Raw genomic sequence first — 21,292 nt, forward strand, 5'->3', positions numbered from 1 at the left:
GGTTGCTTGTGTTCGGATATCTATCAGCAAAAAAGGGGGAGCTGCTCATTCGGAGAGCAGCTCCCCCTCGCTGAAACTTAGGAAAGACTTAGGCGTTAGCCTGAGCTGCAGCAACAGCGCAGGCAACGGTAGCGCCGACCATGGGGTTGTTGCCCATGCCGATCAGACCCATCATCTCAACGTGTGCGGGCACAGAAGAGGAGCCTGCGAACTGAGCATCACCATGCACGCGGCCCAGAGAGTCGGTCAGGCCGTAGCTTGCGGGGCCTGCAGCCACGTTATCGGGGTGCAGGGTACGACCGGTGCCGCCGCCGGAAGCAACGGAGAAGTACTTCTTGCCGTTCTCGATAGCCCACTTCTTGTAGGTACCGGCAACCAAATGCTGGAAGCGGACGGGGTTGGTGGAGTTACCGGTGATGGAGCACTGCACGTCCTCCTTCTTCATGATGGCAACGCCTTCCATAACGTCGTTAGCGCCGTAGCACTTAACGGCTGCACGCTCACCCTCGGAGAAGGGGATCTCCTTGACCACAGTCAGGGTCTGGGTGGGGATATCGTACTCGGTCTGCACATAGGTGAAGCCGTTGATACGGGAAATGATGTAAGCTGCGTCCTTGCCCAGACCGTTCAGGATGACGCGCAGGGGGGTCTTGCGGACCTTGTTTGCGGTGCGGGCGATGCCGATAGCACCCTCAGCAGCAGCAAAGGACTCGTGGCCTGCCAGGAAAGCGAAGCAGGTGGTGTCCTCGCTCAGCAGACGAGCGCCCAGATTGCCGTGACCCAGACCGACCTGACGCTGCTCAGCAACAGAGCCGGGGATGGTGAAAGCTTCCAGACCCTCACCGATTGCAGCTGCGCACTCGGCAGCGTCGGTCAGGCCGCGCTTCACAGCAATAGCGGTGCCCAGAGTGTAAGCCCAGACAGCGTTATCAAAGCAGATGGGCTGCACGCCGCGGACGATCTTGTCGCAGTCGATGCCCTTAGCGAGGAGCATCTCGTTGCAAGCGTCCAGAGACTCCAGACCGTTAGCCTTCAGGCATGCCTCGATTTTAGGCATACGGCGATCCATAGATTCAAAAGTTGCCATTGAGTTGTTCCTCCTCTCTTATTCCTCACGCGGGTCGATGTACTTCACAGCGCCCTGCTCCTTGCTGAAGCGACCGTAAGTACCCACGTTCTTCTCGTAAGCCTCGTTGGGGGTCTTGCCGTGACGGATATCCTCCATCATCTTGCCCAGCTTAACGAACTGATAGCCGATGACCTCATCGTTAGCGTCCACTGCCAGCTTGTTGATGTAGCCCTCGGTCAGCTCCAGGTAACGCACACCCTTCTCCTTGGTGGAGAAGATGGTGCCGGTCATGGAGCGCAGACCCTTGCCCAGGTCGTCCAGACCTGCGCCGATGGGCAGACCGTCCTCAGAGAAAGCGGTCTGGCTGCGGCCGTAGACGATCTGCAGGAACAGCTCGCGCATAGCCACGTTGATGGCGTCGCACACCAGGTCGGTGTTCAGAGCTTCCAGAATGGTCTTGCCGGGCAGGATCTCGCCTGCCATAGCAGCAGAGTGGGTCATGCCGGAGCAGCCGATGGTCTCCACCAGAGCCTCTTCGATGACGCCGTTCTTGATGTTCAGGGACAGCTTGCAGGTGCCCTGCTGGGGTGCACACCAGCCCACACCATGGGTGTAGCCGCTGATGTCCTTGATCTCATAGGCCTTGACCCATGCACCCTCTTCGGGGATGGGAGCCGGACCATGCTTAGGACCTTTGGTGATCGGGCACATATTCTGTACTTGCTGCGAATAGGTCATAATCATACTCTCCTTTTGACAAATGTCGCTTTGGCAGCATAAAACCGCCGCCGCGCCCTGCCGGCACAGCTGCTGCTCCATACTGCTTGCATCCGAACCGGGTGCGCTGCTCTCTTTCAGCGCCTGCACCGGTACTACCACGCATGATTTTATTATAGAGAAAACGGACGAATTTTGCAAGTCATTTCCTGCAAAAAGTACAGCCGGGTTTTACGGTCATGCAGAGCTAACTGGCATTTCCACCGCTTTACACAAAACAATCGTCAAGTTTTTGTCAATTCTGCCGTAAGCATCGGCGAACTTTTTATAGCCTTTTCTTTTCGCGCGTTTCAGCGCAGGTCTTTCCGCACCGGATGCAGCGCCCAAATGGCTGCAAAACCCGCTGCCGCACCGGCCATGGCAAGCAGGTGCCGTCCGTTCTCCAGCGCCAGCAGATCAGCCGCAAAGGGGAACGCAAGGCTGCCCACGCTCTGCCCCAGTGCCAGAAAGCCGTAGTTCACCCCGGCATGGGGCAGACCGAACAGGTCGGTGGAAAGGGCGGGCAACACCGCCGCCAGCGCCGAGTAGCAGAAGGTAAGCCCGGCGTAGCACACCACCACCCACCAGCCCTGCGCCGCCCAGAACGCCGCCGACAGCGCAAGCGAAGCCGCAAACAGCCCAAGGTCGGTGGCGCGGCGGCCAATGTGGTCGCTGAGCATGGGCATCAGCATCCGTCCCGCAGCGCTGCCCACGCTGCCCAGTACGATGCTCCACAGCGCAGCGGTCTCGTCCAGTCCGCGCTCCATGCCCAGTTTTAAGATGATAGGGCTGAACAGCAGCACCGCCGGTGTTGAAAAGCACACCGCGCCCGCGCACAGCCAATACTGCTTTGTGCGCAGCATCTGCCCCGGGGAAAGGTCGAGGGTATTTTTGCCGCTTGGCTGCTGCTTTTTCTGCGGTGGGTCGCTGAGTACCGCACTGCCCGCAAGGCACACCGGCAGGGTGAGCGCCCCCAGCGCCCAGAACGCGCCCCGGATGCCCTGCACCGGGCCAAAGCCCCGCAGCGCCGCCCGGACGAACAGGGTAAGGAACGCGCCGGAAAGTCCCACCGCTCCGCCGATGACTCCGGTCGCCAGCCCCTTGCGCCCCGCGTACCACTTTTGGGCGCAGGACTGGATAGAGGGGTACAAAAAGGCCGTGCCCAGCCCTGCCGGGATGCTGAAGGCCAGAAAGAACCCCCACCCTGCCCGGCCCGGCAGAAAGGCCGCTGCAAAAAAGCCGCCACAGAGCAGGGCTGTGCCCCACAACGCCGCGCAGCGCGGACCCTTTTTATCCTGTAAAAAGCCGCCCAGCACACACCCCACCCCAAAGGCGGCGATGAGCAGCGCAAAGGCGTAGCCCGCCCCCTGCTCCGAGAGGCCGTATTCCTCCATGACCGGCTTTTGAAATACGCCCCACGCCGCCGGTAAGCCGGTAAGCACCTGAATGGCTGCCCCCGCAGCCAGAATGGTCCACGGGTGTTTTGCTGCAAACTGCTGCTTCATACTTTCACCTCAAAGATTTGTGCAATTTGCGATAGTGTGCCCATTTGGATTGACAATCCGGCATTATCCTTTATAATGGTAAAGTACTGAGTTAAAAACGCTCCCGCCCCTTTTCAGGCATCGAGGGCGGGTACAATTTACAGATAGAGAGGAATTACTGTTATGAAAACACAGGCTTTGAAGGGTATGCGGGACCTGCTGCCCGCCGAACAGACCCTGCGCGACTACATTCAGGGCAAGATTCTGGAGACCTACCGCTCTGCCGGTTTTGAGCGCATCTCTACCCCCATGCTGGAGGATATGGAAAATCTTGATAAATCCGAGGGCGGCGACAACCTGAACCTGATCTTCAAGGTGCTCAAGCGCGGCGATAAGCTGACCGCTGCCCTGAACACCGGCGACCCCAAGCAGCTGTCCGATATGGGGCTGCGCTACGACCTTACCCTGCCGCTGAGCCGCTACTACGCAGCCAACAAGGATAAGCTGCCCAACCCTTTCAAGGTCATCCAGACCGACCGGGTGTTCCGCGCCGAGCGCCCGCAGAAGGGCCGTCTGCGCGAGTTTGTACAGTGTGATATCGACATTCTGGGCGATGCCTCCCCCAACGCCGAGGTGGAGCTGATCGACGTGACCACCCGCGCACTGCTGAACATCGGCTTTACCGGCTTTACCGTCAACATCAACGACCGCCGCATCCTGCGCGGGATGCTGGAGAGCATGGGCTTTGCCGCCGACACGCTGGACTCCGTCTGCATCACCTTTGACAAGATGGACAAGATCGGTGCCGAGGGCGTGAAGGCTGAGCTGACCGAGAAGCAGCTGCCGGAGAGCGCCATCCACGCACTGGCAGACTTTATTGCCGCCGGGGACGTGACGTTGGACGCCGTAGCCGCCCGCTGCGCCGACCCCGCCATCGCCGACGACCTGAAGTATGTGCTGGCCACCGCCAACACGCTGGCTGCCGACCGCTATCAGGTGGCCTACTGCCCCAGTCTGGTGCGCGGTCAGGGCTACTACACCGGCATGGTGTTCGAGGTGACCTGCCCGCAGTTCAGCGGTGCTGTGGCCGGCGGCGGACGTTACGACAACATGGTGGGCAAGTTCCTTGGCGTGCAGGTGCCCGCCGTGGGCTTCTCCATCGGCTTCGAGCGGGTGTGCGGCATCCTGCTGGAGCAGGGATACCAGATCCCCGGCGCAAAGCAGAAGATTGCCCTGCTGTACGGCAAGGACACCGACTTCCCTGCTGTGCTGAGCAAGGCCGCCGCGCTGCGCGAGCAGTATAATGTCACCGTGCTGCCGCAGGGCAAAAAGCTGGGCAAGCAGCTGGGTCAACTGGAAGCAGCAGGCTTTGCGGGCGCTGCCTTTATGGACAAGGACGAGGTCAAGATCTTCGCCCAGCAGTAAATCGCCCGCCTGACGATTTTAGATTTTGTGGCTCAGAAACGTCTGCGGACGTTTCTGAGCCACTTTTTTCAGCCGTCACGACACTTAAAAAAGCAGCCCCGCCGGAGTGCTCCGGCGGGGCTGCTTTTTTGCATGATAGTGTATTTTTAGAACTCGATCTTGCTCTCGATGTAGCTCTTCAGCTCGCTGATGGGCATACGCACCTGCTCCATGGTGTCGCGGTCACGGACGGTGACGCAGTTGTCGGCAGCAATGCCCTTGGCCTCATCGCCCACGGTGTCAAAGTCCACGGTGATGCAGAACGGGGTGCCGATCTCGTCCTCGCGGCGGTAGCGCTTGCCGATGGAACCGGTATCGTCGTAGTCAACCATGAAGTACTTGCTCAGCTCGTTGCGGATCTCCATAGCCTTCTCACCCAGCTTCTTGCTCAGGGGCAGCACAGCGCACTTGTAGGGAGCCAGAGCCGGATGCAGACGCAGCACGGTGCGGATATCCTCCTTGCCCTTGCTGTCGGTCAGGTGCTCCTCGTCGTAGGCCTCGCACAGGAAAGCCAGCGCCACGCGGTCGCAGCCCAGAGAGGGCTCGATGACGTAGGGGATGTAGTGCTCGTTGGTCTCGCTGTCGAAGTACTCCAGACTCTTGCCGGAAGCCTCCTGATGGCGGGTCAGGTCGTAGTTGGTACGGTCTGCAATGCCCCACAGCTCGCCCCAGTCGGTGAACGGGAAGGCATACTCGATATCGGTGGTAGCGCGGCTGTAGAAGGCCAGCTCTGCGGGCTCGTGGTCACGCAGGCGCAGGTGCTCCTTCTTGATGCCAAGGCTCAGCAGCCAGTTCTCGCAGTAGTCCTTCCAGTAAGCAAACCAGTCCAGATCCGTGCCGGGCTTACAGAAGAACTCGCACTCCATCTGCTCGAACTCGCGGGTGCGGAAGGTGAAGTTGCCCGGGGTGATCTCGTTGCGGAAGGCCTTGCCCACCTGACATACACCGAAGGGCAGCTTGCGGCGGGTGGTGCGCTGGATGTTGGCAAAGTTGACAAAGATGCCCTGTGCAGTCTCGGGACGCAGATAGCAGGTGGAAGAGCTATCCTCGGTCACGCCGATGGCAGTCTTGAACATCAGGTTGAACTTGCGGATGGGGGTAAAATCGTGCTTGCCGCACACGGGGCAGACGATATCCTCGTGCTCTGCGATGAAAGCGTCCATCTCGTCAAAGCTCATGGCATCCACGTTCACCTCGGGGTGCTCCTCACCGATCAGCTTGTCGGCGCGGTGGCGTGCCTTGCAGGCGCGGCAGTCCAGCAGGGGGTCCGAGAAGCTGGACACATGGCCGGTGGTCACCCATGTCTGCGGGTTCATGATGATGGCAGCATCCAAGCCCACGTTATAGGGGCTTTCCTGCACAAACTTTTTCAGCCATGCCTTTTTGACGTTGTTCTTGAACTCCACGCCAAGGGGGCCGTAGTCCCAGCTGTTGGCCAGACCTCCGTAGATCTCGGAACCGGGGAACACATAACCACGGTTCTTGCAAAGATTGACGATCATGTCAAGGGTCTTTTCGCTCTGTTCCATTGTAGTACATCCTTTCCGTCCGCGGCTGGTTTGCCGTGTCGTATCGTGTTGTGTGCCGGCGGCTTTCCCACCGCCGGGCGTGCTTGTGGCTTGCGCAAGCACAGTATATTTACTGTACCATGTTTTGCCCCGCTTGTAAAGCCCGGCAGACAGTTCAACTGCGCTCTGTCAGGTATTTTACCAGCAGGCGGTACAGGGCATCCGGGTCGATTGGTTTAGGCAGATGCTCGTTCATGCCGGATTCCAGCGCCTTACGGCGGTCCTCTGTAAAGGCGTTTGCCGTCATGGCAAAGATGGGGATGGTCTTTGCGTCCGGGCGGTCCATGGCGCGGATGGCGCGGGTGGCCTCGTGGCCGTCCAGCACCGGCATCATCACATCCATCAGAATGGCGTCAAAACCGCCCACCGGCGAGGCCGCAAAGGCTTCCACTGCCTGCTGTCCGTCAGCGGCTTTGGTCACTTTTACACCCACATCGTTCAGTAAAAACTCCATGATCTCCATGTTCAGGGCGTTGTCCTCGGCCAGCAGCAGCCGCCGCCCCTGCAGCACGGTAAGGTCTGTCTGCTGCCGCTCCGGCTCTTCCGTTGCGGTATTGTCGATGGCAAAAGGCAGGGTGATGGTGTAGGTTGTGCCCACGCCCTGCTTGCTTTCCACCCCGATGGTACCGCCCATCTTATCCACAAGACTTTTGGCAATGGACATGCCAAGGCCGGTGCCGCCGTATACCGAGCGTGCCCCGGCATTCTCCTGTGCAAAGGGTTCGAACATCCGCTTCTGGAACTCCTCGCTCATGCCGATGCCAGTGTCCGCGCAGACAAAACAGATCTGCGCCTTGTCCCCGTTGCTGCTCAATTCAAAGCAGTCCAGCATCACACGCCCCTTTTCCCGGTTATACTTGATGGCATTGCTGAGCACATTCATCAGCAGCCGCTTGACGTGCAGCGGGCTGCCCACCAGCCGTGGATGCGGCAGCCTGCCGTATTCCCGGTGCAGAACGATTCCGCGTTCTGCCGCCTGTTTTTCCAGCACGTCCGTGATCTCGTTCATCAGCTCGGGCAGATCAAAGGGCACGTTTTCCAGCACCACCTCGCCGGACTCCAGCTTGCCCATGTCCAGCACCTCGTTCACCAGCTCCAGCAGCAGGGTGGAGGCCTCCCAGATCTTTTTGCGGCAGTCGGCCTGCCGTGCCATATCCTCCGGGCAGCGGTCACCGATCTCCACCATGCCCCGGATACCGTTGATGGGGGTGCGGATATCGTGGCTCATGCGCTGCAAAAACTCGGTCTTGGCAAGGTTTGCGCTCTCCGCCTTCAGCGCAGCCGCCTTGAGGGTCTTTTGGTACTCCTGCTCCCGGCGCAGCTGCTGCTCCCGGTAGCGCTGGTCGGTCTTGCCGCGCAGCAACTGCAGCAGGAACAGAACGACCATGTAAGCAAAGGCAGCCATGCTCACATCGCGCATGGTAGAGACATATACCTCCTGCTCCGGGCGGTAAACATAGATATAAAAACTGCGTCCCTGCCCTACGATGCCGTAGGCGTACTGCTGCCCGGTGGCGCTGTGCACATGGATCACGCCACCATCGGTGCTGCGCGCCTTTAGGGCAGAAAGGGTGGGGTTTTCGTCCACGGTGGTATCCAGCAGGGCGGTATCGTTGCTGGCCACAATGCGGTCACCACGGGTCACCACGATGGTGCCGTCCACAGCGGGGTTATAGCCCTGCACGCAGTTCTGGTAGGAAAGACTGTAATTGCGCACATATTCTGCCGTGGTGCGGTAGTACACCACAAGCACCCCGTCCCCGTCCTTCCGGGCGCAGGCTGCGGTGTCCACATAGGAGCTGTCCTCCTTTTCCGTCCGCCCGGCGTAGACCTGTTCCGGGTGGTCGGCCACCTTCAGCACGATAGAACCGGCCAGTTCCGCTTCCATCTGTTCCCGGATCTGCGGGTCAGCCACCCGGCCATCCTGTGAGGCACCGCACAATATTTTGCCCTCTGCCGAAAGCACAAGGATGCCGCTGAGGGTATAGTCCTGCAGATATTCTTCCATGGCGGCATCGTCCAGCACCCGCCCGGGGTTCTCCTGCTGGTCCCGAGCGATCTCACTGCACAGATGCTGGGCGTTTTCCATCATCCGCATCAGGCTTTTGGTCTCCGTGGCAAGGTTCAGGTTATCGTAGCCGGTGCACTGCTCCTTAACATAGCTGATGGTATCCTCAAACTGCTTTTCAGCATTTTGCAGATCACTGTGCGCCGAAAAGATCAGCACGCCGCCCAGCAGCAACAGTCCCGCAAGTGCACACGCCATAATGAACTGTTTCCGGTTGAAAACACTCTGGCTCTTTTCCATTCCGTCACGCATGGGTGCTGTCCTCCAGTCCATCCAGATAGTGCTCGGGGTCGTCCAGATAGCGGCTCACGATCTGCCGGACGGTGCCGTCCGCCAGCATCTCCTGAAACACCTCCGTCAGCTGCTGCGGCAGGTCATCGCTGCGATTTTTGGAAAAAGCCACGCCCAGCCGCGCCGTCATCAGCGGCTCGTCCAGAATGCGGTACTCCACGCTGTAATCCTTCATGAACTGCCGGATGGCGCTTTCGTGGGTGGCCAGGGCATCTGCATAGCCCTTGATCAGGGTGGTGTAAATCAGGTCCCGGTTCTGCAACGAATATAGTCTGCGCAGCCGGGGCAGTCCGTTCTGCTCTGCGTTCAAAAACAGCTCCTCCGGCTTTGTGGTTGACTGCACCGCCACTACCTTGCCGGCCAGATCCTGCAGGGTATAGATGTCGCTGTCGGAGCGCACTGCCACCACCTGACGGCTGTACAGATAAGGCCCTGCCCATTGGTATTCTTCCTCGCGACCGTCCATGGTAAAACTGCCCCAGATGCAGTCGATGGTGTCGTTTTCCACCAGTTCCTTTTTCTTTTCCCAGTCGATGGTCACAAATTTTGCCCGACAGCCCAGCCGCCTGAACGCCTCGGTGGCCAGTTCTACGTCAATGCCGGTGGGCGTGCCGTCCGTACTCATATAGTTGAAGGGCGGGTAGTTATCGCTGCCCACCACGATGACCGGCATTGCAGCCGTATAGCTGTCGGCTTTTCCGGTGCAGCCGCAAAGCAGCGCCGCGCACATTGCCAGCGCCAGCAGACAGGCTGCCAGCCGCAGTCCTCTTCTGTGTTTTTTCATGGTTCTTCCGTCCTGTGTTTTTTGCTGCTTTTTGTAATAGAATGCTCCACGCTATCAGTATAATAAAAACTGTTCCAAAAGAAAAGCAAAAAATTGTTTTTCCGGCAGATTTTACATGTTTCTGTAAAAAGAACTCCCGGAGCGCCTGCGAACGCTCCGGGAGCCAAAATAACACTTTTTACTTGTGGTACTTCATGCCCGCATTGATAGTGCAGGCGCGGTAAATCTGCTCGGTGAGCACCAGCCGTGCCAGCTGATGGGGCATGGTGATGCGCCCCATGCTGAACTTGAGGGCAGCGGCTTTTTTCACCTCGTCGGACAGGCCATGGGACGAGCCGATGACAAAGGCCACATCCCCTGCCCCGCTGCCGGCGCGCTGTGCCAGAAACTGCGCCAGCTCGTCGGAGGAGATCTGCTTGCCCTCGATGCACATGGCTACAATAGCAGCACCCTTGCGCACATTGGAAAGGATGGCTTTTCCCTCTTTATCCAGTGCCTTTTTCACCACGGCGTACGAGGCGTTTTTCTCCTCGATCTTTTCCTCCGGCAGTTCAATGATGCGGAAGGCAGCAAAGGCCGCCAGACGCTTCTGGTACTCTGCCACGCCCTCGGCAAAATATTTGGCATTCAGCTTGCCCACACAGATCAGGTCGATATTTTGCATAACAGCTTCCTCTTTTCAGGCTCAACGATTTAAAATCGTCTCCGCTTCGCTCTGACATTAACAGTGGAAAGAATATTTTTGTTTTCGGGGAAACGGCACGCCTGCGGGCGCTCCGTTTCCCTATTTTCACAAGAGGGGACTTTTCGGAAAGGCAGCGGGGAGTTTCCTGAGCAAATTCCGGCGAAGTGGGGCCCCGGTGCGCAGCACTGGGGCGGAACAAGGGGTTCCGGGCTCATTTGCGAAGGAAAGCTCCCCGCTGCCCGCCAATCAAAGCAGGCTCATCTGTTCGCCCTCGTCCTCGGCGCGGATCAGCGCACCGGTGGCGGGCAGGCTGCGCACGCGATAGCGGTGGGGGTTGGCCAGCTCTAAGGTGTCGGCCGGTACCACCGAGGCGATGGTCTGGTTCTTTTTCAGGGTGACCACTGCCACGCCCTGACTATCGCGGGTGGTCTTGGCGGCGATCTGCGCCGTGCCCACCAGCAGCATCCGGCTGGCGCTGGTGCGGATGGCAAGCTCGGTCTCCTCCGGCAGGTAAAGCATCATGGCAAGCGGTTCTTTATCGCTGTACGCTTTCAGCAGCTTGCGGCGGTTCTGCTTGGTGGCGTAGGAGCTGAGGGGGATCTTTGCGCACTTACCGCTGGCAAAGAAGAACAGCATAAAGCCGCTGTAATCGCCGGTAATGACCATGCTCAGTACGTTTTCGCCCTCGTCCATGCCCAGCCGCCCCGGGATGAAGATGCCCATCTGGGCTACCTTGCCGTCCTCCAGCTCTGCCAGACGCACCTTGTACACCTGCTGCTTGTCGGTAAAGAACAGCGCCTCCACATTGTTGCGGGTCTCCAGCTGCTGGATGATCTCGTCGCCCTCCTTCAGCTTGTGCGCACCGGCGGTGCGCAGGCTCTGGGGCGGGATTTTTTTAAAGTAGCCCTCCCGGGTAAAGAACACAGTCACCGGGTAGTCCGGCACAGCTTCTTCCTCGGCGGCGGCATCCTCCTCGGGCAGGTCGTACAAGATCTCGCTGCAACGGGGCTTGCCGTATTTTTTTGCCACATCGTTCAGTTCGTTGATGATGATGCGGCGGATGCGGGCAGGCTTTGCCAGCACATCGTTCAGGTCGGCAATGTCCTTTTCCAGCTGCTCGATCTCGCCGGTGCGCTTGAGGATGTATTCCCGGTTCAGATGGCGCAGCTTGATCTCTGCCACATAGTCCGCCTGCACCTCGTCGATGCCAAAGCCGATCATCAGGTTGGGCACCACCTCGGTCTCCTCCTCAGTAGTGCGGATGATGCGGATAGCTTTGTCGATATCCAGCAGGATGGCAGCAAGACCCTGCAACAGGTGCAGCCGCTTTTCCTTGCCGTGCAGGTCGTAGTAGGTGCGGCGGCGCACGCACTCAACGCGGAAGGCCGTCCACTCCTTTAAAATCTCCCGCACACCCATGACCCGGGGCTGGCCGGACACCAGAATGTTGAAGTTGCAGCTGAAGCTGTCCTCCAGCGGGGTGGCCTTGAACAGCTTTGCCATCAGCTTGTCGGCATCCACGCCGCGCTTGAGGTCCAGCGTCAGCTTCAGACCATTCAAGTCAGTCTCGTCGCGCATATCGCTGATCTCCTTGACTTTGCCGGTCTTGACCAGCTCCGCGATCTTATCCATGATGGCCTCCACCGTGGTGGTGGGCGGGATCTGGGTGACCTCGATCATATTTTCGCCGGGCACCGCGTTGTAGCGGGCGCGCACCTTTACGCTGCCGCGGCCGTTCTCGTAAATTTCACGCATCTGCGCTTCATCATACAGGATCTGACCGCCGCCCACAAAGTCCGGGGCGGGCATGGTGGTGCCGATATCATGATGCTCGTCCTTCATCAGCGCCACGGTGGTGGCGCACAGCTCTGCCAGATTGAAGGAGCAGATATTGCAGGCCATGCCCACCGCGATGCCCAGCGTGTTGTTGGCCAGAATAGTGGGGAAGGTAACCGGCAGCAGAGTGGGCTCGGTGGTGGTGCTGTCGTAGTTGGGCACAAAGTCCACGGTTTCTTTGTCGATATCCCGGAACAGCTCCTCGCACACGCCTTCCAGCTTTGCCTCGGTGTAACGGGCAGCTGCGCAGGACATATCGCGGCTGTACGCCTTGCCAAAGTTGCCCTTGCTGTCCACAAAAGGCACCAGCAAGCTCTCGTTGCCGCGGCCCATGCGCACCATAGTGTCGTAGATGGCGGCGTCACCATGGGGGTTCAGGTGCATGGTGCTGCCCACGATGTTGGCAGATTTGGTGCGTGCGCCCTTGAGCAGCCCCATCTCATACATGGTGTACAGCAGCTTGCGGTGCGCCGGCTTGAAGCCGTCGATCTCCGGCAAAGCACGGCTGACGATGACGCTCATGGCGTAGGGCATATAGTTCGTTTCCAGCGTGCGGGTAATGGGGTCCTCCAGCACGCTGCCTGCGTTTAAGATTTCAACGCCGTCGCCCAGCTGCGGGCGCACCGGCTTTAAGGTTTTCTTGGTCGATTTTTTTGCCATTACAGTTCCTCTCCATAGGGAAAAACCCTCTCAGGCTGCTGCGCAGCCAGCTCCCACGAGGGGGGAGCTTTTGGGGTCGTCCCGCAAAGTTTCCCTCTTGTGCCAAACCTCTCCCCTTCGGGAGAGGTGGCATCGCGTCAGCGATGACGGAGAGGGTTCTCAGCTCACGTCCAGATCATCCAGATACTCTGCGCCGTGCTGGGCGATATGCTCCTTGCGGCCTGCCAGATTGTCGCCCAGCAGGATATCGAACACCTGCGCAGTCTGCACCACATCGGTGGGCATTACTTTAATAAGGCGGCGGCTCTCCGGGTTCATGGTGGTCAGCCACATCATTTCGGGGTCGTTCTCGCCCAAGCCTTTGGAGCGCTGGATGGTGTATTTTTTGTCCCCGATCTTTTCCAGAAAAGCGGCCTTTTCCGGCTCGGTATAGGCAAAATAGGTGCGATCCTTCGTGGAGATCTCGTACAAAGGCGACTCTGCGATATACACATAGCCCTTGTTGATCAGGGTGGGGGTAAGGCGGTAGAGCATAGTCAGCACAAGGGTGCGGATCTGGTAGCCGTCCACGTCGGCATCGGTACAGATGACGATCTTATTGAACCGCAGATTGTCGAGGTTAAAAGTAGCCAGTTCCTTGTTGTGCTTGCCGCCCAGTTCCACGCCGCAGCCCATCACCTTGATAAGATCCACAATGACGTCCGACTTGAAGATGCGGGCATAATCCGCCTTCAGGCAGTTCAAAATCTTGCCGCGGATGGGCATGATGGCCTGATATTCACTGTCCCGGCTGGACTTGACCGCGCCCATAGCCGAGTCGCCCTCCACGATATACAGCTCACGGCGGGCGGAATCCCGGGTGCGGCAGTCCACAAACTTCTGCACACGGTTGGCTAAGTCAATTTGCGTGGAGAGCGTCTTTTTGATGCTCTGGCGCGTTTTTTCCGCGTGTTCGCGGCTCTGCTTGTTCACCAGCACCTGCTGACAGATCTTCTGGGCTTCCTCCGGCTTTTCCAGAAAATACACTTCCAGATAATGCTTGAGGAAGTCGGTCATAGCCTGCGAGACAAATTTATTGGTGATGGCCTTTTTGGTCTGGTTCTCGTAGCTGGTGCGGGTGGAAAAGCTGGAGGACACATACACCAGACAGTCCTGCACATCCTGAAAGCTAATGGCACTCTCGCCCTTTTTGTACAGGTTCTTTTCCTTCAGGTATTTGTTGATCTGGTAGACAAAGGCGGTGCGTACCGCGTGCTCCGGGCTGCCGCCGTGCTCCAACCAGGAAGAGTTATGGTAGTATTCCAGCAGCTGCACCTTATTGGAGAAACAAAAAGCCGCACTCATGCGCACCTTATAGTCCGGCTGATCCTCGCGGTCCCGACCCACGGCCTCGCTCTCACAGCTGAACACGGGGGTCAGGGTGTCCTCCCCTGCCACCTCGGCCACATAGTCCGCGATGCCGTTCTGGTAGCACCAGCTTTCATGCCATGGTTTGCCGGTGGCGGGGTCTTTTTCCTTTTCATCGGTAAAGTTGAGGGTAAGCCCCGCGTTGACCACAGCCTGACGGCGCAGCACATCCTTATAGTAGCTGCCGGGCACATCGATATCGGTAAACACCTCATCGTCCGGCTTCCAGTGGATGATACTGCCGGTGCGGCGTCCCTTGTAGGGCTCCTTTTGCAGGCCGCCCACATTCTCGCCCTTTTTAAAGTCCAGATGGTAGTGATAGCCGTCACGGTAGATATCGGCGGTCATCCACGCCGAGGCGTACTGAGTGGCGCACAGACCCAGACCGTTCAGGCCAAGGCTGAACTCGTAGTTATCCTCGCCCTCGCCGTACTTGCCGCCCGCGTACATCTCGCAGAACAGCAGCTCCCAGTTGAAGCGCCCCTCGCCGTTGTTCCAGTCCACGGGCATACCACGGCCAAAGTCCTCTACGATGACGCTGCCGTCCTTGCAGCGGGTCACGTTGATGGTATCGCCGTGGCCGTCGCGGGCTTCGTCGATGGAGTTGGACACGATCTCAAAGATCGAGTGGGCACAGCCCTCCACACCGTCTGAGCCAAAGATGACTGCCGGGCGCTTACGCACACGGTCGGCGCCCTTTAACGAGGTAATGCTCTCGTTGCCATATTCCTGTTTTTTTGCCATGCTGCTCCTCCCGTCCCGCCGCAGCTGTGCTGTGCAGGACGTCCTGTAATCAAAGCAAGCGCCTGCCCTTTCTATTATATAAGATATATAACAGCATCTCTGCGGGCCTCGGCGCCTGTGTTCTTTTCTTTTATTAAACCATAGGTTGTAAAACTTGTCAAATGTTCTTTCTCGCTTTTCCAGTGCAGCCCTCCGGCACGAAAACCGCGAAAAAAGTCGTTCTTATTTTGCGCGCAGGGACGTTGGAAAACAAAAACTTTTCAATTTTTTCAAAAAAATTTGCATTTACCCCTTTACAAAATCGAAATTTCAGGTATAATAGTCATCGTCCGGTGCGCCTCTGTAGCTCAGTCGGTAGAGCAGGGGACTGAAAATCCCCGTGTCATTGGTTCGATTCCGATCGGAGGCACCACGTCAAGGAAACCCGTCAGGGTTTCCCAATATGCGGCCGTAGCTCATCTGGCAGAGCGCCACCTTGCCAAGGTGGAGGTAGCGAGTTCGAGCCTCGTCGGCCGCTCCATTAAGGAGGAGCAATAGTTGCTCCAGTATGGCCCGGTAACTCAGTTGGTTAGAGCACCAGCCTGTCACGCTGGGGGTCGTCGGTTCGAGCCCGATCCGGGTCGCTTCGTCGGAATGTCAGTCGTTTGTCTGGCAGTCTTACAAGTAAGACCGCCGTAACAAACTCTGAAATTCCTCCTCTTCCCCACAAAATCTTGCTTCGCAAGCTTTCGCGGGGGCCCCGAAATTCGCAAGAATCGCTCGGGAGGGTGCAGGGACAAATGCACCGAATATGCGGCCGTAGCTCATCTGGTAGAGCGCCACCTTGCCAAGGTGGAGGTAGCGAGTTCGAGCCTCGTCGGCCGCTCCATTGGAGTGGTATTCATCACTCCCTTATATGGTGACGTGGCCAAGTGGTAAGGCAAGGGTCTGCAAAACCCTCATCCACCAGTTCAAATCTGGTCGTCACCTCCAAAAGATTCCCGGAAGCTTCGGCTTCCGGGATTTTTTGTTTTTATCGAGCCTTGTTCTTGAGAAGCACTCTTCAGCGCGCTTTTGCGGTATTGCAGGGAGCTTTGCCCCGGGGCGGTGCAGTAGCTCTGCGGAGTGCGGCAATTCAACAGCAACGCCTGGCCGGTGCTGAGCACCACGGCGGTGGACTATGTGCTGCTGAAAAACGCCCCCCTCTCCCCTGTCTACGCCTACCGGGACAGCCGGACGCAGCTCGAAAAGGCCATTGTTGCGTATATCGACTACTTACAACCGCCGAATCAAATTAAAACTAAACGGTCTGAGCCCTGTACAATACAGGATTCAGACCGTTCAGATTGCCAAATTCTTATTTTATCCAGCTTTCAGGGTTCGCTTCAGGCATCCGGTTCATAAAATTTTGTGCAGCTCCTGCACAAGGTCGCCGATCACGATGGGCTTGGACAAAAAGCCGTTCATGCCGCTTTCCAGCGCGTTGCGGCGGTCCTCGTCAAAGGCGTTGGCGGTCATGGCAAGGATCGGCAGCTTTGCCCGCGCAGGGTCGTCCAGTGCGCGGATCTGACGGGTGGCGGTATAGCCATCCATGATCGGCATCTGCACGTCCATCAGCACCAGATCGTAGCTGCCCGGCGCGGCGGTGCTTACCTTTTCCACCGCTACTGCGCCGTTTTCCGCCGAATCAACAAGGAAGCCGTACTCCCGCAGAATCTCCTGCGCGATCTCACGGTTCAGCTCATTATCCTCCACCAGCAGAATGTGCTTGCCCTTGAAGTCGGCGTTCTTATCCGGCAGAAGCCCCTGCGCCGCATCCGTCTGTTTCTGGCCGAGTGCGCTCATCAGGGTCTCGCGCAGGTCGGACATGAACATAGGCTTGGCGCAGAAGGCGGTCACGCCGGCTGCCTTTGCCTCCACCTCGATATCCGACCAGTCGTAGGCGGTCAGGATGATAATGGGCGTATCGTCGTTCAGGCTGCGGATGCGGCGGGTGACCTCGATGCCGTTCATATCCGGCAGGCGCCAGTCGATGATATAGGCGTGGTAGGCATCGCTCATCTCGATAGACTGCCGTGCACGCAGCACCGCTTCCTTGCCGGAAAGGGTCCACTCGGCGCGCATGCCCACCTTGACCAGCATCTTCGTCACGCTGTCGCAGGTGTTGAAGTCGTCATCCACCACCAGTGCTTTCAGGCCCTCCAGCTCGGTGATCTTTTCCACAGGGCGCTGCTCGGTCTGTGCGCGCATGGGCACACAGACGGTAAACTCGGTGCCCTTGCCCTGCGCTGTCTGCACCTCGATGGTGCCGCCCATCATATCCACGATGTTTTTGGTAATGGCCATGCCAAGACCGGTGCCCTGAATTCTGCTTACCGTGGAGGTGCGCTCCCGCTCGAAGGGCTCAAAGATCTTTTTGGCAAACTCCGGGCTCATGCCGATGCCATTATCCTTGATGCGGAACTCGTACTGTCCGCAGCCGCGCACCTTACCGGCAAGCTGCCGCACCCGCACCGAGACTGTGCCGCCCGCCGGGGTGAACTTGATGGCGTTGGACAGCAGGTTCAGCAAGATCTGGTTCAGCCGGGTCTTGTCGCAGTAGACGTCCTCGTCGGTCACGTCCATGACGTCCATGTAAAGCTCCAGCTGCTTTGCAAAAATTTGCCCGCTGACGATGGTTTTCAAATCGTGCAGCACATCCGAAAGGTTGACCTCCACCTCTTCCAGATGGATCTTTCCGCTTTCAATGCGGCTCATATCCAGCACATCGTTGATGAGGGAGAGCAGATGGTTGCTGGATGCAAGGGTCTTGCCAAGATAATCCTTCACCCGCTCTGTATCGTCGATATTACTGAGCGCCAGCGTAGTAAAGCCGATGATTGCATTCATGGGGGTGCGGATATCGTGGGACATATTGGAAAGGAAGGTGCTCTTGGCGCGGTTGGCGGTCTCGGCGGCGGCAACGGCGTCGGAAAGCGCCTGATTTACCTGCTTGTCGTCGGTGCGGTCGGACAAGACAAGGATATACTTGGTTCTGCCCTCTACCTCGCTGCCCATAGCGATGTTATGGAACCAGCGGCGCTCTTTGGTCTCCCGATGTTCATACTCCGTATCCCACTCGCGCTGCTGCCCGCTGAGCAGCCCTTCCAGATAGTTCTTGTCGCGGTCCGGGTCATCCTTTGGGTGCAGCGCTGCCAGAACACGGGCATCCTGCCGGACTTCTCTCCACGGGATGCCCAGCAGCCGCTCAACGTTCGGGCTGACATAATCCACCTTGGAGGTCTCGGCGTCCAGCATCAGGAAAACATCGTCCACGTTACGCGAAAGCTTCTGGAACAGCTCGTCCCGGTACAAGATCTCGGTATTCTTCCGGCGCAGGGTTGTATGGCTTCTGCGCACGATGAGCAGAATGACCAGCAGCGCAAGACCTGCAACGATGCCCGCCACGATCTGCACCGTATGGAACCACAGCTCGTCCAGACTGGCATTGACAATACTGACCGGCACAAGCCCCACCATCGTCCAGTTCTGGACAGCAGTGCCTTCGTAGACCAGATAATAGCTGGTGTCGCCCAGTTTGACCCTCAGGTTTCCGCTGCTGCCCTGCGCAAAGGCATTGGACAGCTCCGTGATCTGTTCCTCGGAAAGATCGGAATAGCTGCGCAGCATCGCAATAAAGTTGTAAATGGTCTCCTTGCGGTTTACGGAGTTGTCGATGACCACCCGCCCATCCGGGTAGATGATATAGTTGCTGGCATTGCCCTCAAAGGCAGAGTTGTCCAGCAATCTCAGCACCGCATCATTATAATAAGAGATAGCAATGGCATCGTAGGCAAAGCCCCGGTAGCTGCCATGGGTTTTGGGGCAGATGAACGCAAGCATCTGGGGTCTGCCGGGCAGTGATGTGTTCATGACAATATCCTTGCCCTCGGAGAGCTGCTCGTCCAGATTTGCCTGCAAGCCAAGATAGCCGGTCTCCCCGGTCACGGTCATGTAGTTGCCGTCATAGGTAAGAAAGTAAAAGCCGGCAAATCCGGTATCCTGCTGCGCTTGCTTGATATACGCCTGAATTTCAGTTTCATCCGAGGTATTTTCCAGAAAGCCGTTGTACAAATGCAGATAGGTCACATTTTTGCGCACCATCTCTTTTAGCATATTGTTGGATTTATGCAGCACCTCTTCCAGATGCGAGGTGCTTTCCTGATAGATGGTCTGCGACACAAACGAGATGTACCGGACGCTGAGCCCGACTGCCAGCAAGACCAGCAGAAGGATAGCGGCAGCAGCAGGGAGCCACTTTTGCCGGGGATGGCAGCTCCGTTTTGGTTTACGCTTTTCGTCTGCCATTCCGCTCACCTCAGTGTCATGTAGTTTTCAGGCTCTGCAAGCGCTGCGCCGCCGCCGGAAACATGATCGCGCCATGTGTTTTTCACCCATGTATCTTCGCCCGCAGATACGCCGCTTCCGCTGGCAAGCATGGCTTCCATCTGCTTTTCCGCTGCCAGACAGGTCACGGTAACGGTGTCGTCGTCCCGCAGCGGCTGTCCGTTGCGGGTGATACCGGTCAGGGTATAGCTGCCGCTTGCCTCCTTTACCTCCACGGCAATACCGCTGACGATCGGCAGAGAACCACGATTGAAGGGCACAAAGCCGCCCTCGCAGCCTTCCACATAAGCGCGGACAGTTTCCTTCAGCTCAGCACCGGTCATGGTGCGTTGGCGGGACATCAGGCCGTTGGGCATGATCATGGAATCCGCCATCTTTTGGGTATAGTCTGCCTTCAGCACACTGCCGGTAAAGCTGTTTGCGGTGGCAAGCAACACATCCGTGCCGTAAACGCCGCGCAGCGTGTTTGCCATAACGGAGAAGGCAGCGTTGCCGCCGTTTGCGTGGAACACGTTGGAATAGCTCTTTCCGCTGGTTAACACGGGCTCGTCCGCAGCAGGCTCCTCTTCGGCGAGAAGCTGTGCATTGAACGCCCGGTAAGCCTGTTTTGCCGTGTACTCGCCTGCAATCATTTTGGAGACAACATCCTTGGAAACGGCAAAGAAATCGTTGGAGGCAATGCGGATATACATGTGGTTTTCTTCCACCACATCGCGCACATCCTTCATGTACTCGGTCAGGCGCAGGGGGACGTTCTGGCTGTAGCTCAGCACGTCCTGTCCGTCGGCAACGATGCGGTTCTGCGCCTCCTCCGAGAGCATAACGTTCAGCACCTTCATGGCTATTTCGCGGCGCGCGGTGTCCTGCTCGAGATCTCGGTTCAGGGCGACTTGGAAATACGGGGTGGTCATGATCCACTTTTCGCCATTCTGGCTGAAGAAAGGCATAAAAATGGTGTCGATGCCCTCATCTTGAAACATCTTCACGCCGGCAGAGCTGCCAAAGTACATGGCAACTTCCCCGTTGCGGAACATCCCGGTCACATCGTCGTAATTCAACGCAAGGTCGTCTGCCGTAAGGCTTGTATCCTGAATGAACTGCGCCATCCGCTCAAACGCACCCGGCCACACGGCATCGTCCAGGCCCACCCGCACGGTGCTGGCGGGGTCGCTGTATGCGGTGCGCCACTTGCGCCCTTCCGTCGTGGTAAGCTCGGCAGCGGAAAGCCCCTGCAGGGTCTCCATGCAGGTGTAATCATAGGTATAGTCGGCGGTAAAACCGCGGATGCCCAGCGCTTCAAATGCCTGACAGGCAGAAACAAAGCTTGCGTAATCGGTGGGCAGCGGGATATCGTACTGCTCAAAAAGGCTGCGGTTGACCACAAAGCCGTGGGCATCCGCACAGACCGGCAGCCAGTTCACGCTGCCGTCCTCATTTTTAAAGCTGTTGAGGTAGGTGTTGTACACAGCGCCCGCCTCGTTGGTCATGGCAAGGTTCATCAGGCTGTCCTTCAGGGGCGCAGCGTCGTGCAGCGAGAACCGGCAGCAGGTGATGATATCCGGCAGACCGCCGTTCTGCTGCAAAAACTTGTAAAAATCCAGATCGTTGTTGCCCACGATGAACTCAATGTTCACATCCGGCAGCTGGGACTGCACATAGGGTGCATAGATCCCGTACAGGCTGGTGCTCCACAGATACACCTGAATGGTCTGAGCGTCCTCCTGCTTTTCCACCTGTTCCGGGCTTTTTGCGCCGCAGCCGGTCAACAGGGACAGCCCCACCACCAGCGCAAAAAGCGCAGAAACAAGGCGGTGCCGTGTTCTTTTATTCATCAAATAATTCTCCTCACAACTCTTGGGCAGCTGCCGCTTTGCGGCAAAGCTGCTATGGCCTACTGCTTATACATCACCGCCCGCAAGAGTGTGCGCTGTAAAACCCGCCCACGGAAATGATGCCGCAATTTTTGCGTGCTTTCTGTTTTGCACTGCCCCTTTCCCGCGAAAAGGCACAGCACAAGAAAGATATAAAAATATTTTACCATTATCAGGAAGAATTTTCAATTAATTTTCACATATTTGTTCACCAAAAAAATATGCGCGTCCGATTTCTTT

General features: G+C 57.7%; 12 protein-coding genes and 5 tRNA genes. 6 read left to right on the top strand and 11 right to left on the bottom strand.

The window, feature by feature from the left end:
- Positions 1 to 88: 88 nt before the first annotated feature.
- The 3 genes from DXB44_RS01310 to DXB44_RS01320 all read right to left on the bottom strand — a co-directional run bounded on the left by DXB44_RS01310 (position 89) and on the right by DXB44_RS01320 (position 3,330).
- Entirely contained in the window at positions 89 to 1,087 is a 999-nt protein-coding gene (locus tag DXB44_RS01310; protein ID WP_005935035.1) for a GGGtGRT protein, read from the bottom strand.
- A gap of 18 nt (positions 1,088 to 1,105) precedes the next feature.
- Positions 1,106 to 1,807 carry a hypothetical protein gene (locus DXB44_RS01315; RefSeq protein ID WP_015537775.1) on the bottom strand — a complete coding sequence of 234 codons (702 nt, stop codon included), beginning with the start codon at positions 1,805 to 1,807 and terminating at the stop codon, positions 1,106 to 1,108.
- A 329-nt stretch (positions 1,808 to 2,136) separates the two neighbouring features.
- Positions 2,137 to 3,330: an MFS transporter gene (locus DXB44_RS01320; RefSeq protein ID WP_118657454.1), complete on the bottom strand. Its 1,194-nt coding sequence runs from the start codon at positions 3,328 to 3,330 to the stop codon at positions 2,137 to 2,139.
- Positions 3,331 to 3,492: 162 nt separating this feature from the next.
- On the opposite strand from DXB44_RS01320, the gene hisS reads away from it, so the two are divergent.
- Positions 3,493 to 4,734: a histidine--tRNA ligase gene (hisS, locus tag DXB44_RS01325; RefSeq protein ID WP_118657455.1), complete on the top strand. Its 1,242-nt coding sequence runs from the start codon at positions 3,493 to 3,495 to the stop codon at positions 4,732 to 4,734.
- A gap of 146 nt (positions 4,735 to 4,880) precedes the next feature.
- Here hisS and DXB44_RS01330 read toward each other — a convergent pair whose 3' ends face one another.
- The 6 genes from DXB44_RS01330 to DXB44_RS01355 all read right to left on the bottom strand — a co-directional run bounded on the left by DXB44_RS01330 (position 4,881) and on the right by DXB44_RS01355 (position 14,816).
- Positions 4,881 to 6,302, bottom strand: coding sequence for a glycine--tRNA ligase (locus tag DXB44_RS01330; protein WP_117948395.1), 1,422 nt, complete (start codon positions 6,300 to 6,302; stop codon positions 4,881 to 4,883).
- Between the two features lie 154 nt (positions 6,303 to 6,456).
- The gene (locus DXB44_RS01335; RefSeq protein WP_118657456.1) at positions 6,457 to 8,661 is read right to left on the bottom strand and encodes an ATP-binding protein; all 2,205 of its coding nucleotides are present in this window, start codon (positions 8,659 to 8,661) and stop codon (positions 6,457 to 6,459) included.
- A complete protein-coding gene (locus DXB44_RS01340; protein WP_118657457.1) occupies positions 8,654 to 9,484 on the bottom strand; it encodes a transporter substrate-binding domain-containing protein in 831 nt (276 codons plus the stop codon). Before DXB44_RS01340 ends, DXB44_RS01335 begins: the two co-directional genes overlap by 8 nt.
- 178 nt (positions 9,485 to 9,662) lie before the next feature.
- On the bottom strand, positions 9,663 to 10,148 hold the full coding sequence (gene rlmH / locus DXB44_RS01345; protein ID WP_055185801.1) for a 23S rRNA (pseudouridine(1915)-N(3))-methyltransferase RlmH: 486 nt from the start codon (positions 10,146 to 10,148) through the stop codon (positions 9,663 to 9,665).
- 267 nt (positions 10,149 to 10,415) lie between these two features.
- Positions 10,416 to 12,665, bottom strand: coding sequence for a DNA gyrase subunit A (locus DXB44_RS01350; RefSeq protein ID WP_055185800.1), 2,250 nt, complete (start codon positions 12,663 to 12,665; stop codon positions 10,416 to 10,418).
- A 159-nt stretch (positions 12,666 to 12,824) separates the two neighbouring features.
- The gene (locus tag DXB44_RS01355) at positions 12,825 to 14,816 is read right to left on the bottom strand and encodes a toprim domain-containing protein (protein WP_118657458.1); all 1,992 of its coding nucleotides are present in this window, start codon (positions 14,814 to 14,816) and stop codon (positions 12,825 to 12,827) included.
- Between the two features lie 336 nt (positions 14,817 to 15,152).
- Between DXB44_RS01355 and DXB44_RS01360 the strand changes: the two genes are divergently transcribed.
- From DXB44_RS01360 to DXB44_RS01380, 5 genes are all read left to right on the top strand, one after another.
- Positions 15,153 to 15,228, top strand: a tRNA-Phe gene (locus DXB44_RS01360).
- A gap of 32 nt (positions 15,229 to 15,260) precedes the next feature.
- Positions 15,261 to 15,336: transfer RNA gene (locus tag DXB44_RS01365), tRNA-Gly, on the top strand.
- A gap of 29 nt (positions 15,337 to 15,365) precedes the next feature.
- Positions 15,366 to 15,439, top strand: a tRNA-Asp gene (locus DXB44_RS01370).
- A 169-nt stretch (positions 15,440 to 15,608) separates the two neighbouring features.
- Positions 15,609 to 15,684 (top strand) — tRNA-Gly (locus DXB44_RS01375).
- 29 nt (positions 15,685 to 15,713) lie between these two features.
- Positions 15,714 to 15,788 (top strand) — tRNA-Cys (locus DXB44_RS01380).
- A gap of 405 nt (positions 15,789 to 16,193) precedes the next feature.
- On the opposite strand, the gene DXB44_RS01390 is transcribed toward DXB44_RS01380, so the two are convergent.
- Together DXB44_RS01390 and DXB44_RS01395 are read right to left on the bottom strand one after the other, a co-directional pair.
- Positions 16,194 to 19,142: a response regulator gene (locus DXB44_RS01390; RefSeq protein WP_118657460.1), complete on the bottom strand. Its 2,949-nt coding sequence runs from the start codon at positions 19,140 to 19,142 to the stop codon at positions 16,194 to 16,196.
- A 5-nt stretch (positions 19,143 to 19,147) separates the two neighbouring features.
- Entirely contained in the window at positions 19,148 to 21,013 is a 1,866-nt protein-coding gene (locus tag DXB44_RS01395) for an ABC transporter substrate-binding protein (RefSeq protein ID WP_118657461.1), read from the bottom strand.
- Between the last annotated feature and the right edge of the window lie 279 nt (positions 21,014 to 21,292).

It is taken from the genome of Faecalibacterium sp. OM04-11BH (assembly GCF_003482185.1).
GTDB classification, from domain to species: domain Bacteria; phylum Bacillota; class Clostridia; order Oscillospirales; family Ruminococcaceae; genus Faecalibacterium; species Faecalibacterium tardum.

Bases quoted from the DNA above. Each gene is read 5' to 3' on its own strand.
- DXB44_RS01310 (WP_005935035.1), bottom strand. From the start codon at position 1,087: ATGGCAACTTTTGAATCTATGGATCGCCGTATGCCTAAAATCGAGGCA.
- DXB44_RS01315 (WP_015537775.1), bottom strand. From the start codon at position 1,807: ATGACCTATTCGCAGCAAGTACAGAATATGTGCCCGATCACCAAAGGT.
- DXB44_RS01320 (WP_118657454.1), bottom strand. From the start codon at position 3,330: ATGAAGCAGCAGTTTGCAGCAAAACACCCGTGGACCATTCTGGCTGCG.
- hisS (WP_118657455.1), top strand. From the start codon at position 3,493: ATGAAAACACAGGCTTTGAAGGGTATGCGGGACCTGCTGCCCGCCGAA.
- DXB44_RS01330 (WP_117948395.1), bottom strand. From the start codon at position 6,302: ATGGAACAGAGCGAAAAGACCCTTGACATGATCGTCAATCTTTGCAAG.
- DXB44_RS01335 (WP_118657456.1), bottom strand. From the start codon at position 8,661: ATGCGTGACGGAATGGAAAAGAGCCAGAGTGTTTTCAACCGGAAACAG.
- DXB44_RS01340 (WP_118657457.1), bottom strand. From the start codon at position 9,484: ATGAAAAAACACAGAAGAGGACTGCGGCTGGCAGCCTGTCTGCTGGCG.
- rlmH (WP_055185801.1), bottom strand. From the start codon at position 10,148: ATGCAAAATATCGACCTGATCTGTGTGGGCAAGCTGAATGCCAAATAT.
- DXB44_RS01350 (WP_055185800.1), bottom strand. From the start codon at position 12,665: ATGGCAAAAAAATCGACCAAGAAAACCTTAAAGCCGGTGCGCCCGCAG.
- DXB44_RS01355 (WP_118657458.1), bottom strand. From the start codon at position 14,816: ATGGCAAAAAAACAGGAATATGGCAACGAGAGCATTACCTCGTTAAAG.
- DXB44_RS01390 (WP_118657460.1), bottom strand. From the start codon at position 19,142: ATGGCAGACGAAAAGCGTAAACCAAAACGGAGCTGCCATCCCCGGCAA.
- DXB44_RS01395 (WP_118657461.1), bottom strand. From the start codon at position 21,013: ATGAATAAAAGAACACGGCACCGCCTTGTTTCTGCGCTTTTTGCGCTG.